Source organism: Nonomuraea sp. CA-143628 (assembly GCF_050942315.1).
GTDB lineage: Bacteria > Actinomycetota > Actinomycetes > Streptosporangiales > Streptosporangiaceae > Nonomuraea.
In genome coordinates, this window is sequence record NZ_CP192072.1 from 12,398,532 (window position 1) to 12,412,246 (window position 13,715).

19 protein-coding genes and 1 tRNA gene are annotated in these 13,715 nt (G+C 67.7%); 14 read left to right on the forward strand and 6 right to left on the reverse strand.

Annotated elements, in window-relative coordinates; translation table 11 throughout:
- Positions 1-893 precede the first annotated feature (893 nt).
- Positions 894-1,922 (forward strand): hypothetical protein, encoded by a 1,029-nt coding sequence (locus ACQP2T_RS56100; RefSeq protein ID WP_433512896.1) that lies wholly within the window; start codon positions 894-896, stop codon positions 1,920-1,922.
- 110 nt (positions 1,923-2,032) lie between these two features.
- On the opposite strand, the gene ACQP2T_RS56105 is transcribed toward ACQP2T_RS56100, so the two are convergent.
- Positions 2,033-2,767: an XRE family transcriptional regulator gene (locus tag ACQP2T_RS56105; RefSeq protein WP_433512897.1), complete on the reverse strand. Its 735-nt coding sequence runs from the start codon at positions 2,765-2,767 to the stop codon at positions 2,033-2,035.
- A 150-nt stretch (positions 2,768-2,917) separates the two neighbouring features.
- On the opposite strand from ACQP2T_RS56105, the gene ACQP2T_RS56110 reads away from it, so the two are divergent.
- From ACQP2T_RS56110 to ACQP2T_RS56120, 3 genes are all read left to right on the forward strand, one after another.
- Positions 2,918-3,271, forward strand: coding sequence for a hypothetical protein (locus ACQP2T_RS56110; protein WP_433512898.1), 354 nt, complete (start codon positions 2,918-2,920; stop codon positions 3,269-3,271).
- The gene (locus ACQP2T_RS56115) at positions 3,255-3,728 is read left to right on the forward strand and encodes a GntR family transcriptional regulator (protein ID WP_433512899.1); all 474 of its coding nucleotides are present in this window, start codon (positions 3,255-3,257) and stop codon (positions 3,726-3,728) included. Before ACQP2T_RS56110 ends, ACQP2T_RS56115 begins: the two co-directional genes overlap by 17 nt.
- A gap of 73 nt (positions 3,729-3,801) precedes the next feature.
- Positions 3,802-4,377: an HD domain-containing protein gene (locus ACQP2T_RS56120; protein ID WP_433512900.1), complete on the forward strand. Its 576-nt coding sequence runs from the start codon at positions 3,802-3,804 to the stop codon at positions 4,375-4,377.
- Here ACQP2T_RS56120 and ACQP2T_RS56125 read toward each other — a convergent pair.
- Together ACQP2T_RS56125 and ACQP2T_RS56130 are read right to left on the reverse strand one after the other, a co-directional pair.
- Positions 4,345-4,821 carry an NUDIX hydrolase gene (locus tag ACQP2T_RS56125; protein WP_433512901.1) on the reverse strand — a complete coding sequence of 159 codons (477 nt, stop codon included), beginning with the start codon at positions 4,819-4,821 and terminating at the stop codon, positions 4,345-4,347. The genes ACQP2T_RS56120 and ACQP2T_RS56125 overlap by 33 nt on opposite strands.
- A 3-nt stretch (positions 4,822-4,824) precedes the next feature.
- Entirely contained in the window at positions 4,825-5,565 is a 741-nt protein-coding gene (locus ACQP2T_RS56130) for a helix-turn-helix domain-containing protein (RefSeq protein ID WP_433512902.1), read from the reverse strand.
- 152 nt (positions 5,566-5,717) lie between these two features.
- Between ACQP2T_RS56130 and ACQP2T_RS56135 the strand changes: the two genes are divergently transcribed.
- Together ACQP2T_RS56135 and ACQP2T_RS56140 are read left to right on the forward strand one after the other, a co-directional pair.
- Entirely contained in the window at positions 5,718-5,933 is a 216-nt protein-coding gene (locus ACQP2T_RS56135) for a hypothetical protein (RefSeq protein ID WP_433512903.1), read from the forward strand.
- Complete coding sequence (locus tag ACQP2T_RS56140; RefSeq protein WP_433512904.1) at positions 5,930-6,121, forward strand: hypothetical protein; 192 nt, start codon at positions 5,930-5,932, stop codon at positions 6,119-6,121. Before ACQP2T_RS56135 ends, ACQP2T_RS56140 begins: the two co-directional genes overlap by 4 nt.
- Here the strand turns inward: ACQP2T_RS56140 and ACQP2T_RS56145 are convergent.
- Positions 6,081-6,464: a GntR family transcriptional regulator gene (locus tag ACQP2T_RS56145; protein ID WP_433512905.1), complete on the reverse strand. Its 384-nt coding sequence runs from the start codon at positions 6,462-6,464 to the stop codon at positions 6,081-6,083. The two genes, ACQP2T_RS56140 and ACQP2T_RS56145, sit on opposite strands and share 41 nt — an antisense overlap.
- 85 nt (positions 6,465-6,549) lie before the next feature.
- Between ACQP2T_RS56145 and ACQP2T_RS56150 the strand changes: the two genes are divergently transcribed.
- The 8 genes from ACQP2T_RS56150 to ACQP2T_RS56185 all read left to right on the forward strand — a co-directional run bounded on the left by ACQP2T_RS56150 (position 6,550) and on the right by ACQP2T_RS56185 (position 12,409).
- On the forward strand, positions 6,550-6,879 hold the full coding sequence (locus ACQP2T_RS56150; RefSeq protein WP_433512906.1) for a hypothetical protein: 330 nt from the start codon (positions 6,550-6,552) through the stop codon (positions 6,877-6,879).
- Complete coding sequence (locus ACQP2T_RS56155) at positions 6,872-8,191, forward strand: FtsK/SpoIIIE domain-containing protein (RefSeq protein WP_433512907.1); 1,320 nt, start codon at positions 6,872-6,874, stop codon at positions 8,189-8,191. The genes ACQP2T_RS56150 and ACQP2T_RS56155 overlap by 8 nt, the downstream gene beginning before the upstream one ends.
- 23 nt (positions 8,192-8,214) lie before the next feature.
- Positions 8,215-8,877, forward strand: a complete 663-nt coding sequence (locus ACQP2T_RS56160; RefSeq protein WP_433512908.1) for a DUF2637 domain-containing protein — start codon at positions 8,215-8,217, stop codon at positions 8,875-8,877.
- A gap of 21 nt (positions 8,878-8,898) precedes the next feature.
- The gene (locus ACQP2T_RS56165) at positions 8,899-9,237 is read left to right on the forward strand and encodes a hypothetical protein (RefSeq protein WP_433512909.1); all 339 of its coding nucleotides are present in this window, start codon (positions 8,899-8,901) and stop codon (positions 9,235-9,237) included.
- Positions 9,238-9,252: 15 nt separating this feature from the next.
- On the forward strand, positions 9,253-9,414 hold the full coding sequence (locus ACQP2T_RS56170; RefSeq protein ID WP_433512910.1) for a DUF3970 family protein: 162 nt from the start codon (positions 9,253-9,255) through the stop codon (positions 9,412-9,414).
- Between the two features lie 246 nt (positions 9,415-9,660).
- Positions 9,661-11,013 (forward strand): replication initiator, encoded by a 1,353-nt coding sequence (locus ACQP2T_RS56175; protein WP_433519964.1) that lies wholly within the window; start codon positions 9,661-9,663, stop codon positions 11,011-11,013.
- Positions 11,010-11,195: a helix-turn-helix domain-containing protein gene (locus ACQP2T_RS56180; RefSeq protein ID WP_433512911.1), complete on the forward strand. Its 186-nt coding sequence runs from the start codon at positions 11,010-11,012 to the stop codon at positions 11,193-11,195. Before ACQP2T_RS56175 ends, ACQP2T_RS56180 begins: the two co-directional genes overlap by 4 nt.
- Positions 11,192-12,409, forward strand: coding sequence for a tyrosine-type recombinase/integrase (locus ACQP2T_RS56185; RefSeq protein WP_433512912.1), 1,218 nt, complete (start codon positions 11,192-11,194; stop codon positions 12,407-12,409). Before ACQP2T_RS56180 ends, ACQP2T_RS56185 begins: the two co-directional genes overlap by 4 nt.
- A 117-nt stretch (positions 12,410-12,526) precedes the next feature.
- Here ACQP2T_RS56185 and ACQP2T_RS56190 read toward each other — a convergent pair.
- Together ACQP2T_RS56190 and rlmB are read right to left on the reverse strand one after the other, a co-directional pair.
- Positions 12,527-12,599: transfer RNA gene (locus ACQP2T_RS56190), tRNA-Thr, on the reverse strand.
- A 21-nt stretch (positions 12,600-12,620) separates the two neighbouring features.
- Positions 12,621-13,580, reverse strand: coding sequence for a 23S rRNA (guanosine(2251)-2'-O)-methyltransferase RlmB (gene rlmB, locus ACQP2T_RS56195; protein WP_433512913.1), 960 nt, complete (start codon positions 13,578-13,580; stop codon positions 12,621-12,623).
- Between the last annotated feature and the right edge of the window lie 135 nt (positions 13,581-13,715).

Below are 13,715 nucleotides of genomic sequence, written 5' to 3' on the forward strand. Positions count from 1 at the left end.
ATCCGAGCAAGCTTTTCGACAACAAGTGGCGCAGCGACGCCAAGACCGAGAGCTGCAAACGGTCCGGCCACCTGACCTCCAGCAACTGCCGTTGCTGCTAGCAGGGACCCGAACAACCCACGGATCAGAACCGATGTCAGATATGCAGCCATTCCCTGAGGAATGGGCCGTTTCCATGACCAGCCGGGAAGGCGCATTCGCGCCAAAAGCTCAAGCACCTCAACGGCAAGACTGCCCGTAAGTCCCCAAAGCGCAGCTTCCCACCAGGACATCCTCTGACCGTAACGGGATCCTCAGCGGAGGACAAGGTTCTCTGCGTTCTAACCCTTCTCCAGCGGGTAATACCGCCGCTACGACTCGATCTTCCCGTCCGTCTTGTGCACATAGACTGCTGCGAGTCAAGGGGCTACCGGGCCCTGCCCGGACGTAGTAGGCAGGAAGATTAGGCCAGCCCAGCTACGCGCGACCGCGCTCATGTTTGCCGCGATCATCCCGGAGCGGAGTCCCCGCCGGTAGCGCGCCCTGACCCGTAGCGATGTTCGATCTGCTGATCGGGTGACTAGACCGTCTGAGTAACTACCTGGTCCAGCGTCGACTGAGCTTCCGGCCCGTGCAGCTCCCCGCGCGGGACCGGCCCCCAGGGCCGCACGCCCGCGCGGGGAGGGCTGGACGGGCGCGGAGGAGCGCAGCGACGACGCCTTGATGACGTGTAGATAAGTTGCTTTCAGTACTATCCGGTAGTGGCTGTTCGTGAGTGTCTCAGAGCCTGCTGACAAAGCGATTTGGTGTCGGAGTTCGAGCCAGGAGACGGTCGGGTTTGGTCATGTTCGGGCTATTGACCCGCGAATGGGAGCGGGCTCCCAGCAGCTGACGTATTGTCTAAGATCGCATCCGTGACGAGGACCACCCCACCGCGCCCGCTCGACGTTGAGCTGCTCTTCCCGGAGTTGGCCGCTTACCGCGGCACGACTACCCGGCTGCACCCGCGGCCAGGCAGCCCGAACGCGTCGTCCAGTTCCGTGGGCGGGCCCCTTCTATGGCCGGCGGACGAGCCATGGCCGGTGTGCACGGAGCCGCACAAGCGCGGGACCGGCCGGCGCCCCGCAGACATCCATCGGGAGCGACAGGTCCTCACTACTGCCTGGGCCCGCCACCCGGACGCGGGCCCCACGACGGAAGAGCAGGCACTCCTGGAGGAGCTGTCGCGGAAGCATCGCGTCGCCGGGGTGGCCGACACCGATCCGCTGCCGATGATCGGCGTCGCCCAGCTGTACCGGCGGGACCTTCCCGACCTGCTGGCGGGACCGGACGGGTGCGACCTGCTCCAGGTGTTCTGGTGCCCGTTCGACCGGCACGGACCGACCGGGTACGGCATGTCACTGGACCTCCGCTGGCGCCGGTCCTCCGAGGTGGCCGAGGTCCTGGCCGCGCCACCCCGACCAGCAGTCGTGGGCTTTGAGGGGTACGTACCGGAGCCCTGCGTGCTGCACCCGGAACAAGTGGCCACCTACCCGTTCGCCGGACTGCTGCCCGAGGACCTGCGCGCCCGGATTGACGCCCGGGAGGAAGCCCTCGAGGAGGAGGCCGAAGAGACGGTGGACGACGACGCACCCGAGGCGCCCGCCTACCAGTACGACCTGTCCATTCCGCCGGGCTGGCGCGTCGGAGGGTTCGCGTCGTGGCACGTGACCGACCCGTCTTCCATGGACTGCCGGGCCTGCAGGGCACCGATGGACCTGCTGCTGACCATCGACAGCAGGGAGTGGGACGGCGGCAGCGGCAGCTGGAAGCCGATCGAGGAGCAGGACCTGCCCACGCACCGGTTCGCCACGCCGACCGAGGTCACCGTGGGGAGGTGGGGTCAGCTGAACGTCTTCGCCTGCCCCGTTCCCTCGCATCCGCATCGCTGGAGCATCCAGTAGGCCGCCAGACCTGTTGTCCTTCGTGTGTGCGTGATGCAGTCGCAACCTGATCGAGCCAGCCCTCTACTGCCCCCCATGTCCACGGGCACTAAGCCTTTGTCAGCAGGCTCTCAGTGCTGGTTGTGGTAGGGCTGGGCTGTGGTCCAGGTGCGTTCGAAGCTGGTGAGGTAGACGTCGGCTGGGCCTTGGTCGTCGGTGCGGTGTAGGTGGATGACGGGGGCGTTGGCGGCTGGTGTGGCGTAGGCGTGGGTGTTGACGAGGAGTTCGTCGTCGGCTCGGTAGATGGAGCTGTAGAGCACTGTGCGGTGATGGCGGATCTCGACGCCGTCGACGTCGAGCAGGGGCCGGTAGAGCGTGAGAGCGTTCTTGGCTCGGGCGGCCATCACCGCGGGGCCAATGCCTTCGTCGGTTCCGCGGGCTGCGACTTCGGGGCTGTCGGGGTCGCCGAGGAGGATGCGGATTTTGACGCCTGCGCCTGCTTGGGTGCTGAGGATGTCGAGGAGTCCGCGGTCTTCGGCGAGAAAGAGTGCGCTGTAGGCGAGGATGCCGATCTGCTCGGCGGCTTCTTGAAAGTGGTTACGCCAGACGGTGCGGGGGACGGCCCAGCGGTGGGGGTAGATGGCTTCTACGCCTGCGGTGAGTGCTTGGTGTCGTGGGGCGAGTTCGGGCCATAGGTCGGCCTCGTCGAGGTGGAGGAGGTCGGCGATGGCCCAGCGGTGGCGGGGGTAGGGTGTGCGGCCGTTGATCCAGCGGGCGACGGTCTTGGGGTCGACGGCGAGTGCGGCGGCGACGTCGGTGGTGTTGAGCCGGGCGGTAGCCAGCGCGTAGCGGAGGTTGTTGTTCATCTGATCCGCCTGCTTGTCTCGCGAAACGGTCGTGTGCTGCGACGTTAACATCAGACGTCCCTAGACGTCCCCAAGTTGCGGTGTTCCGGCCCCTGACCCCAGAGGGAGTCTCGACACGTACACCGAAGCGAGTGCGTCAGGAGGACGGGCATGCCGCCGAGCAAGACCATCAAGGAGCAGCAGCGGGCGTACGCCGAGCGGTTGCTGACCGCGCTGGGCAGCCAGTTGGCCATGCGTGAGGTCACGGTGGTGCTGATCGTGGCCGAGGACGGGCGGCCGGCTCTGGATGTGACCGATAGCCGGTGCAGGATGCGGCGGGTGTTCGTGCAACTGCCGTTCTGCTGGTTCTACTGGGGCGACCAGGACGACGAACGGGTGTCCTTCCTGCAGATGCCGGCCGCTGTGGAGCGGATCGAACAGGCCGCACGGGCCGGGTGGCGTGCGGGCGAGCAGGGCGAGCTCAGCATCGACCTGAACAAGATGCTCGATGCCTACCGCGGCTGATCCGGTGACCGAGGGCCGGTGGCTGACCGGCGGGCGGGTCTACCCCCAGATCGCCGACCGCCTTCGCGAGCGGATCGTCACCGGCGAATTCCCGCCGGGCAGTGTGCTGCCCTCTGAGGCGTCGTTGTGCCGGACGTTCGGGGTGGCGCGTAACACGGTGCGGCGGGGGATGGCTCTGTTGGAGGCTGAGGGGTTGCTGGTCACCGTTCCGTCCATGGGGCGGGTGGTGTGCGGGGCCGGGCCGACGGTGCCGTATCGGTATCAGGTGATCGCTGCTGAGCTGCGTGGGCAGATCGAAGGCGGGCAGCTTGCTGGCGGCGCGGCCGTGCCGAGTGAGGCCGAGCTGAGGCGGCGTTTCGCGGCCTCGCGTAACACGGTGCGGCAGGCGTTGTCCGTGCTGGAGCGTGAGGGCCTGATGGTGGCCGAGCATGGCCGGGGCCGGTTCGTCCGGTCCTAGAGCAGTATGGGGTGAGACGTCCTGGGACGTCTCACCCCGCCCTCTAGATCTATCCCGGTCCCGGGTGCCTATCGTGGGGCTCGTGGGAGATGTTGATTGGGCGTACAGCCTGGCCAAAGACCTGCTGGAGACCAAGTTGCCCCGGCGCTGGGCACACACCCAGGGAGTCGCCGAGCAGGCCGAGACCTTGACCTGCATTCTCGGCCCGGAAACGGACACCTTGATCGCCGCCTCGCTGCTGCATGACATCGGGTACGCCCCCGACCTGGTGGACACCGGGATGCATCAGCTCGACGGCGCCCGGTACCTGCGTGATGTGGTGAGGGCCGAGGATCGGTTGTGTCGGCTGGTGGCCTACCACTCGTGTGCCGACAATGAGGCGCGGCAGCGTGACCTGTTCGATGTCCTGGCGGCGGAGTTCGACCAGGAAAGGCCCGAGCTGGCCGAGGCACTGACCTACTGCGACATGACTACCGACCCGAATGGTCGGCACCTGGATGTGCGGGACCGGCTGGCGGAGATCCACTCCCGCTATGGCCGGGAGCATGTGGTGAGCCGGTCGATCGTTGCGGCGACGCCGTGCATCGTGTCGTCGGTTCGCGCGGTGGAGGCGGCGCTATCCGATGTGCGGCAGGCCGGTGCCGGATAGGTAGTGCTCGATCCGCATGCGCATGGATTCGGCCATCGGCAGAGACAGGGCCTCCTCGCGGGGTATCCACCGCACCTGGCGGGATTCCGCGCTCGGTGTCGGTGTTCCGGAGATGGCGCGGCCGACCAGGACGATGGAGAACTCTTGGCGGGCTTCGCTGTTGGAGGTGTAGAGGATCACGTGTCCGGGGTCGGTGTAGGTGCCGACCAGGCCGGTGATCTCACAGGTGATGCCGGTCTCCTCCAGCGTCTCCCGCACGCCCGCCTGCGGCAGAGATTCGCCCAGGTCGATGGCTCCGCCGGGAAGTGCCCAGTTGTCGTTGTCGGAGCGCAGGATCATCAACAGATCTTCGTGGTCGTTGGTGACGATGACGTTCACCGACGGCACCAGGCTGTTGGCCTTGGGTGCGTTGGGGTCGTGGTGGAAGTCGATGCGCCGGGCCATGTTTCAGGACTCTATCGGGGTGGCCTTGGCCCACACCTTGTCGTAGCTCTCGGCGTAGGTGGCGACCATGTCGCCGCCGGCTACCCGTCGTAGATGCAGGACGGGGGCGTTGCCGGCGCGGGTGCCGTACACGTGCATGTTGATCAGGTATTCGTCGTCGGCGCGGTAGATCGAGTTGTACAGGATCGTGTCGTGCAGCCTGATCTCGACGTTCTCCATGCCCTTGATGGGCTGGTAGAAGACCAGAGCGCTGCGGATCTGCGCGGCCATGCTGTCGCCAACGCCCTCGTCACTGCCCCGCTGGGCGACCTCGGCGCTGTCAGGGTCGCCGAGCAGGATCCGGACTCTCACCCCGGCTCGGGCCTTGTCGGCGAACAGCCGCACCATGCCCCCGTCGTCGGCGAGGAACAGGCCGCTGTAGACCAGGACGCCGATCTCCTGCGACGCCGCCGCGAACAGTCGTCCCCAGATGTCCCGGGGGACGGCCCACCGGTGTGGATAGATCGCGATGACCTCAATTTGGGAGGCTGCGGCGACCTGATCGCGGGTGAGCGCGTCGGGCCACAGGTACGCCTCGTCCACACCCAGGTACGAAGCCGTGGCAAAGCGGTGTTTTCGGTACGGCTCGCGCCCCTTGGTGATCCACCGCTCGATGGTCTTGGGGTCGACTTCGATCGCCTCGGCCAGATCGGCGATGGACACGCCTTTGTGGAGAAGGGCTGCGCGTAGCCGTTCGTTCGCCATCTCACCTGCTCCAAGGGGACGTCCGGGGACCGCCTCATCGTAGGCCGGACGTCTTGAACATGTCCCGTCGTGTAGTGATCTCGTCCTGACTCTCCGCAGCATTCTCGGTTGCACAAGCCACAACGGTCCCCAACCGAAGGAGGAGATGCCCAATGACGAACATGATCAGCTTCCTGGACGAGACCCCCTCGTGCGAGTGCGGTAACGCCCTGGCCGAGGGTCAGGTGCAGTGCTCCAAGTGCCTGGCGCGTGAGCGCTGGAGCAGGAAGCAGCGGGCCAGGACCCGGCGCAACCAGCGGCGGGCCGAGACCCGCCGTCCCCCGCACGGCACCCGCAGCATCGCGGCGGCGGGGGTGAGCTGGACGTGAGCTGGCTCCCGCTGATCCTCGCCGGACTGCTCGGCGTGACGCTGTTCGTCGGCTACATCACGGTCCTGGTCGGCATCCGCCGCGAGGACAAGGCTATGAACCTGCGCCGTCAGGCCAACGGGGTGTCGGCGTCGCTGGCCCGCAAGGTCACCGGCTGCCACGTGCGGAACGGCGTGTCGTGGACGTAGCCAACTGCTCCTCAACTCGTGCGAGCCGTCCCGAGAGGTCCTGCACAGCAGTGCGTAGCTCGGCGACCTCGTCGGCCAAGTCGCCGGCGGCCGGTGCGTCGGCTTCGTCTCGGACGTATACGCCCTTGCCCTGCTGGCCGATGACCAGGCCCTCGTTGCGCAGGATGCCGACCGCCATCTTCACCACCGATAGGGACGCGTCGTACTGCTCGGCGAGCTGGGCCGTGGAGGGCAGCGGGGTTCCGGGCGCGAGGGATCCGCCGCGGATCTGAGCGCGGAGATCGTCGGCGATCTGGAGGTAACCGGCCCGCCCGGTGTGCTTGACCATCACGTTCCATCTCACCACACCAAGTCAGCCACGCCAACATTGACAACTGAGCCAACTAGGTTAACTATGTTGGCTACGACGAATAAGGAGGTCACAGCCCATGCGTTCCGTCCCGATCCCGGTCGACACCACCAAGCTCGCCATCACCTGCGTCAAGGCCCCGCGCCCGCGGGTGCTCAACAAGGACACCGGTGAGATCAAGACCGACAAGAACGGCAACACCGTCTACGAAGTCACCGTGTCGGTCGAAGACGAGTTCGGCCGGATCGAACTCGTCAAGATCGGCATCACCGGAGAGCCACCCATCAAAGCCGGAGACCCCGTCAACGCGGTCGGCCTGCTCGGCTACGTGTGGGAGATCTCCGGCCGGTGGGGCATCGCCTACCGCGCCCAGGCCCTGCTCCCAACGCGGGAGAGCGCCGATGTCTGACGCGCTGGTCCTGCTCGCAGTCCTGGCCGCCACGGCGGCCGGGCTGTGGGCCTGGCGCCGCTGGCACTACCCGTCCTTCTGGCTCGCGCTCGGCTTCCCGCTCACCGCCGTCGCGGTCCGCGCCTCCTGGCGGCGCATCGCGCTCGGCTGCGCCCTGACCAAGAAACGGCACCGCTGGTGGTTCACCACCGTCCCCGGCCTGGTCGCCTCCACCGGCATCGTCAAGGTACGGCGGCGCTTCCAACGGGTCGCCGTCGACACCAAACCCTTCATCTGGCTGCCGCTACCCACCCGGCACGGCTGGCGCGTCACCCTGCACACCCTGGAAGGCCAGACCCCCGGCGACTACGCCGACGCCGCCGAACGCCTCGCCCACTCCTGGGGCGTGCACGCCGTCCGGGTCTCCTCGCCCCGGCCCGGCCGGGTCGTGCTGATGGCAACCATGCGTGACCCACTGGTCAAGGTCGACGAGCTCCCACCGTCGCCGGACCTGCTCAAGGTGACCGTGGGCCGTCTGGAGACCGGCCGACCCTGGGTGATCGACTTCCGGACAGTGCCGCACTGGCTGAACGCGGGCGCCACCCAGTCCGGCAAGTCCAACCTCGCCAACGCGCTCATCGTCGGCCTGGCCCCGCAGCCTGTGGCGCTGGTCGGCTTCGACCTCAAGGGCGGCGTGGAGTTCACCCCCTACGCGCCGCGCCTGTCGGCACTGGCCACCAACCGCGCCGAGTCGGTCACGCTGCTGTGCGACCTCGTCGGCCTGATGATCGACCGGATGGGCCTGTGCCGTCAGGCCGCCGCCCGCAACATCTGGCAACTCCCACCCGCCCTGCGCCCAGTGCCGGTCGTGGTCCTGGTCGACGAACTGGCCGAGCTCTACCTGATGGCCGACAAGTCCGAGAAAGACGAGATCGCCAAAACCTCGACCGCCCTGCTGCGCGTCGCCCAACTCGGCCGGGCGTTCGGCATCTACCTGTTCTGCTGCGGCCAACGCATCGGCTCCGACCTCGGCCCCGGCGTCACCGCCCTGCGCGCCCAATGCTCCGGACGCATCTGCCACCGCGTCAACGATCCGGAGACCGCCACCATGACGCTCGGCGACCTCGACCCCGCCGCCCTCGCCTCGGCCCGCGCTATCGCCGCCGAAACACCCGGCGTCGCCATCGTCACCGGCCAAGACGGCCAGTGGTACCGCGCCCGCTCCTTCTACGTCACCGAGCACACCGCCGAACACGCCGCCCGCACCCACGCCCACCTCGCCCCGTCCTGGGACGAGATCACCACCCACCTACCCGAACCCGCCAACGCCTGACCACAGCAAAGGAGGGTGCGACGATGCGACGCTTGGCCTGCTGGCTGCTCGACACCGGACCGGTCCTCGTCCTGGCCGCCATCGCGGGTGCCGGATCGTTCACCCACATCCGCGACACCGCCACCGAACACGGCCAGACCGGCTGGATGTCCTGGGCCGTAGCCATCTGCATCGACCTGACCTGCGTCATGGCCGCCCGCGAACGCCAACGCGACAACAAGCACGGCAAGCACCGGCGCGGCCCCATCTCCTGGCCCGTCCTCGTCCTGACCGGCGGCATCGTCCTGTCCCTGGCCGCCAACCTGCAGCAAGCCGCCCCGACCGCCTGGGGCTGGATCACCGCCGCCACCCCCGCCGCAGCATTCCTCATCGCCATCTCAATGCTCGAACGCCGCGCCGCTCATCCTCGCCCCGAACCGTCCACGGCTTCGACAGCATCGTCCGCGCCCGTCCTCGCTTCATCTCCGGTCCCCGAACTCGTCCCGAACGACGACCCGGCCGAGGACGACAGTCAGGACGACCAGGACGGCGACCTCGCCCCCGCGCTCGTCGACTACGCCCGCCGCGTCGCCGACGAACACCACGCCAAACACGGAAGACCGATCACCCGCGACGCCCTGCGCGCCCACCTGGGCGTGTCCAACCAGCTCGCCTCCGATCTGCTGCGCACCCTACGAACCGCCTGACCAGAAGGGAGACCTCATCCCATGACCAACAACCACAGGGCCCTCATCAACGGCCTGCTCGACCTGGCCGCCTTCCTGGAAGACCACCCCGACCTACCCGTGTCCCCGAGCCTCACCCTGCACCACTTCTCACGCCAGGACAGCGACGCCGACCAATGTGCCGAGATCGACCAGATCGCCGCCCGCATCGGCTCCCCCATCGACTACGAAGACTCCCCCTACGGCCACTACGCCACCTCCGTCTTCTTCGGCCCCGTCGAATACCGAGCCGTGGCCATCTCTGCCGCCGCCCGCGCCCGCCACGCCGCCGAATCCAGCTACCACGGCTGCATTCAGCCCGACCCGGCACCCGCCGCCTGACCAGGAGAGACGATCATGCGCATTCGCCTCGAAGGAACCCGCACCGAAGTCATCGACGCTCTGCTCCACCTGCGCCTGCACTTCACCGTCATCGCCGCCTCACGGCTCTACCCCAACCGCGCCAATCCCTGCTACTGGCGCATCTACCTCACCACCACGCCGCGCGAAAGGGGGTGACCGGCCTTGATCGAAATGGTCCGTTACCGCTGCTGCACCTGCAACGGGAGCGGCCTCGACAACGACCGCGACCGCTGCCGCGACTGCGACGGCATCGACAACCACGGCGCCTAGCGCAACGCCCCCGGCCTGGCCGTACATCCGCCAAGACACACGCCAGGTCGGGGGCCATCCCAACACCCGAACGAGTGAAAGGAGGTCTCCATCTTGCCCACAACCCACGCCACCGCGCACGCAAAAGCGGGCATGATCGCCCGGCTCAACCGCCCCGACTACGACCGCTGGGCCAACCAGATCCGCCAAACAGGCGGCTGCCGACAGCCCATCCACTTGCGCGGCAAGGTCGAGCACTACGACCAGGTCACCGGACAGCTTCTACACCGCTACACCACCCGCACCGAACCTGATGGCATCCTGCGCGTCCCGTGCAAGACCCGCCGCGCCTCCCGCTGCCCCGCCTGCGCCGAGACCTACCGCACCGACACCTACCACCTCATCCGCGCCGGACTAATCGGCGGCAAAGGCGTCCCCGACACGGTGACCAGCCACCCCACGCTGTTCGTCACCCTGACCGCCCCGTCCTTCGGCGCCGTCCACACCCGGCACGAGCACGGCGGCAAGGCTCTGCCCTGCCACGCACGCCGCAACGCCCCCACCTGTCCACACGGCCACGTCATGTCCTGCACGGAGCGGCACAGTAAGGTCGACCCCCGCCTCGGCGAACCGCTGTGCCCCGACTGCTACGACTACACCGGCTCCGTCCTGTTCAACGCCCTGGCCCCGCTGCTATGGAAACGCTTCGCCGACTCCCTACGCCGCCACCTCGCCAAACACGGCGGCCTGGCCCTCAAAGACCTCCGCCACCACCTCACCGTTTCCTTCGCCAAAGTCGCCGAATACCAGCGACGCGGCGTCGTCCACTTCCACGCCGTCATCCGCCTCGACGGTCCCGGCGGCCCCACCGCAGAGCCTCCGACCTGGGCCACCGCCGACACCCTGGCCGACGCCGTCCAGCACGCCACCCGCGTCGTCAGCGCCCTGGTCCCTGCGATCGACGACCAGCCCGCCCGCCTCTTCAAGTGGGGCACCCAGCTCGACGTCCGCCCCATCACCCTCGACGGTGACCTCACTGAACAAGCGGTCGCCGGCTACATCGCCAAGTATGCAACCAAGGCGGCCGAGTGCGTCGGCACCCTGGACCGCCGCATCAACCCCCTCGACAACCTCGACGCCTACAACCTCCGGGACCACCCACGGCGTCTTATCGCCGAGTGCATGCGCCTCGGAACCATCGAGGACCTGGCCGACCTCCGCCTCACCCAATGGGCACACATGCTCGGCTTCCGCGGACACTTCTCCACCCGCTCCCGCCGCTACTCCACCACCCTCGGCGCCCTCCGCGCCGCGCGCGAAGATCACGCCCGCGAGCACGAGATCACCACCGGACGTCTGCCTCTCTTCGACGAGGACACCATCCTCGTGATCTCCGAATGGGAGTACGCGGGCAAGGGCCACTCCGCCGGTGACCAACTCCTCGCCGCCGCTCTCACAGGAACTCCGCTGCCTGTGCCGGAATCCCCCGTAGCGAGCCGCCCATGACCAGGCTCCTCCTCACCGTGCCCGAAGCCGCAGAAGCCCTGGCCATCTCACGCAGCAAGCTCTACCAGCTCATAGCCTCCGGCACGGTCGCCTCGCTCCGCATTGACGGCTCTCGCCGCATCCCTGTCTCAGCCCTCACCGACTACATCACCCACCTCGCCACCAAGGAGGCCGCCGCATGACCAGGACCCTCGTAGCGACTCCCGACGAGCGCCCCCGTAAGAAGAAGCCGCCCAAGCTCCGCGACGGTGTAATGAAGCGCGGAACCACGTGGTCCTACGTGATCCGCGTGAAGGACCCCGAGACCGGTGAGAGTCGGCCCCGCTGGGTGAGCGGCTTCGCCACAGAGGACGACGCCAAGGCAGCCCGCGACGAGGCCCGCGTGAAGGCCCGTCGCGGCGAGTACATCGACCGGAACACGATCACGGTCGCTGACTACCTCGCCGAGTGGATTGAGGGCCACGCGGTCGAGATCAAGCCGCACACCCTCAAGGGCTACCGAGACATGATCCGCCTCTACATCAACCCGCGCATCGGCACCGTCCGGCTTCAGGCGCTGCGCGCGTCGGCGATCACCAAGCTCTACCGTGAGCTGCTGACAAGCGGCGGCAGGAAGAGCGGCCCCCTGGCCCCCAACACCGTCAAGCACGTGCATATAGTGCTCCGGAAGGCGCTCACTGACGCCGTGCTCGTGGACGAACTACTCCCCCACAACCCCGCTGAACGGGCCAAGCTCCCGCGAGTCCAGGCCACCGAACCCGGCATGGTCTGGACCCCCGTACAACTCCGGGCATTCCTCGACACCGCGCGGGATCACCGGCTGTTCGCCTTCTTCCACCTGGCCGCCTACACCGGCGCTCGCCGTGGCGAGCTGCTCAACCTCCGCTGGACCGATGTCGACCTCGACAAGCCACAGATCCACATCACCGGCTCGGCCGCCGTCATCGACCGCCAGCGCGTTGAGGGCACCACGAAGAGCGGCCGTTCCCGCGTGGTGTCCCTCGATGCCGGAACCGTCAAGATCCTCAAGGCCCACCGCGCCCGCCAAGACGAGGACCGTCTCAAGCTCGGCGAATCATGGAAGGGCGGCAACGCCTACGTGTTCACGACCGGCTGGGGAGACCCGATCTTCCCCGACACGCCCAGTTCCCTGATGCCCAAGCTCGTCGAGGCCCACAACCAGCAGAACCCAAGGGGTCAGCTCCCACACGCCCGTCTCCACGACCTCCGACATATCCACGCCACCACGCTGCTCCTGGCGGGCGTACCCGTCCACGTCGTCGCCGCCCGGCTCGGCCATGCCGATCCCGCCATCACCCTCCGCGTGTACGCCCACGTCATCCACGAGCAGGCGGCCACGGCCGCCGACGTCTTCGCCAAAGCCGTCAACGGCTGATTGGGAGCCACCCGGGAGCCACCGTGTTAGCAAGGGTGTTAGCAAGATCTCGACATTGTCCTGACAAACAGAAAGCCCCTGACGGCATAACGCCTGTTCAGGGGCTTCCTCTTGTAGAGCCGACGAGGGGAATCGAACCCCTGACCTTCTGTTTACAAGACAGATGCTCTGCCGATTGAGCTACGTCGGCGCGGCCTATCAGTGTAGACGGTCAGCGACCCCGATGACGAGCCACCTCGTACAACGCCACCCCAGCCGCCACCCCAGCGTTCAACGACTCCGCGGCGGCCCTCATAGGAATCCGCGCCACAACGTCACACTGCTCCCGCACCAGCCGCGACAGTCCCTTGCCCTCGGAGCCCACCACGACTACCAGCGGCTCGTTCAGCAGGTCGACGTCGCCGATGTCCGCGGTGCCCTCGCCATCGAGTCCGATCACGAACAGGCCGGCGTCTCGGTATTCCCGCAGCGCCGCCGTGAGGTTGGACGCCCGCGCCACGCGGAGGTTGGCCAGCGTGCCCGCGGAGGTCTTCCAGGCCCCGCCCGTCACTCCGGCCGAACGCCGCGACGGGATCAGCAGCCCGTGCGCCCCGAAAGCGGTCGCCGAACGCGCGATGGCGCCCAGGTTGCGGGGGTCGGTGACGCCGTCGAGGGCCACGACCAACGGAACCTCTGCCGCGTCCTGCGCCAATTCGACCAGCTCAGAAGGGTGCGCATAGTCATAGGCCGGGATCTGCAGCGCGATCCCCTGGTGAACGGCGCCTTCGGTGAGCCGGTCCAGCTTCTCGCGTGTCGATTCGAGCAGCGCGATGCCCCGCTCCGTCGCGACCTTGATCGAGTCGCGTACGCGGTCGTCGCTCTCGATGCGCTGCGCGACATACAGCGCGGTGGCCGGCACTCCGGCGACCAAGGCTTCGAGCACCGGGTTTCGGCCGCCGATGTATTCGGGTGAGTCCTCGGAGCGTCGCTGCCGGGCCGGAGCGGGCCGCCGTCCGCCTTGCTCTTCGCGGGCGATCCGCTCGGAACGGGCCTTGTCCTTGTACCAGTGACGCATCTCGGCAGGCGGGGTGGAGCCCCTGCCCTCGAGCCCGCGGCGTCCCTGCCCACCGGTGCCCTTGGACGGGCCCTTCTTCTTCGCGGGCCTGCCCGATGCCCTACCGCCAGCTGCCATGGCATTAAGCGTACTCGGGCCATCACCCACCTCACGCCTCGTTCAAGATCACACTCTGCTACGAGCATGCCCTCCGGTCGATAGGCGCAGTTGGTTCATTTGCGAGGCCGATAGGGGGGTGGCAATCCCGGCGCA

Bases quoted from the DNA above. Each gene is read 5' to 3' on its own strand.
- ACQP2T_RS56105 (WP_433512897.1), bottom strand. From the start codon at position 2,767: ATGAACAACAACCTCCGCTACGCGCTGGCTACCGCCCGGCTCAACACC.
- ACQP2T_RS56110 (WP_433512898.1), top strand. From the start codon at position 2,918: ATGCCGCCGAGCAAGACCATCAAGGAGCAGCAGCGGGCGTACGCCGAG.
- ACQP2T_RS56115 (WP_433512899.1), top strand. From the start codon at position 3,255: ATGCCTACCGCGGCTGATCCGGTGACCGAGGGCCGGTGGCTGACCGGC.
- ACQP2T_RS56125 (WP_433512901.1), bottom strand. From the start codon at position 4,821: ATGGCCCGGCGCATCGACTTCCACCACGACCCCAACGCACCCAAGGCC.
- ACQP2T_RS56130 (WP_433512902.1), bottom strand. From the start codon at position 5,565: ATGGCGAACGAACGGCTACGCGCAGCCCTTCTCCACAAAGGCGTGTCC.
- ACQP2T_RS56135 (WP_433512903.1), top strand. From the start codon at position 5,718: ATGACGAACATGATCAGCTTCCTGGACGAGACCCCCTCGTGCGAGTGC.
- ACQP2T_RS56150 (WP_433512906.1), top strand. From the start codon at position 6,550: ATGCGTTCCGTCCCGATCCCGGTCGACACCACCAAGCTCGCCATCACC.
- ACQP2T_RS56155 (WP_433512907.1), top strand. From the start codon at position 6,872: ATGTCTGACGCGCTGGTCCTGCTCGCAGTCCTGGCCGCCACGGCGGCC.
- ACQP2T_RS56160 (WP_433512908.1), top strand. From the start codon at position 8,215: ATGCGACGCTTGGCCTGCTGGCTGCTCGACACCGGACCGGTCCTCGTC.
- ACQP2T_RS56165 (WP_433512909.1), top strand. From the start codon at position 8,899: ATGACCAACAACCACAGGGCCCTCATCAACGGCCTGCTCGACCTGGCC.
- ACQP2T_RS56170 (WP_433512910.1), top strand. From the start codon at position 9,253: ATGCGCATTCGCCTCGAAGGAACCCGCACCGAAGTCATCGACGCTCTG.
- ACQP2T_RS56175 (WP_433519964.1), top strand. From the start codon at position 9,661: ATGATCGCCCGGCTCAACCGCCCCGACTACGACCGCTGGGCCAACCAG.
- ACQP2T_RS56180 (WP_433512911.1), top strand. From the start codon at position 11,010: ATGACCAGGCTCCTCCTCACCGTGCCCGAAGCCGCAGAAGCCCTGGCC.
- ACQP2T_RS56185 (WP_433512912.1), top strand. From the start codon at position 11,192: ATGACCAGGACCCTCGTAGCGACTCCCGACGAGCGCCCCCGTAAGAAG.
- rlmB (WP_433512913.1), bottom strand. From the start codon at position 13,580: ATGGCAGCTGGCGGTAGGGCATCGGGCAGGCCCGCGAAGAAGAAGGGC.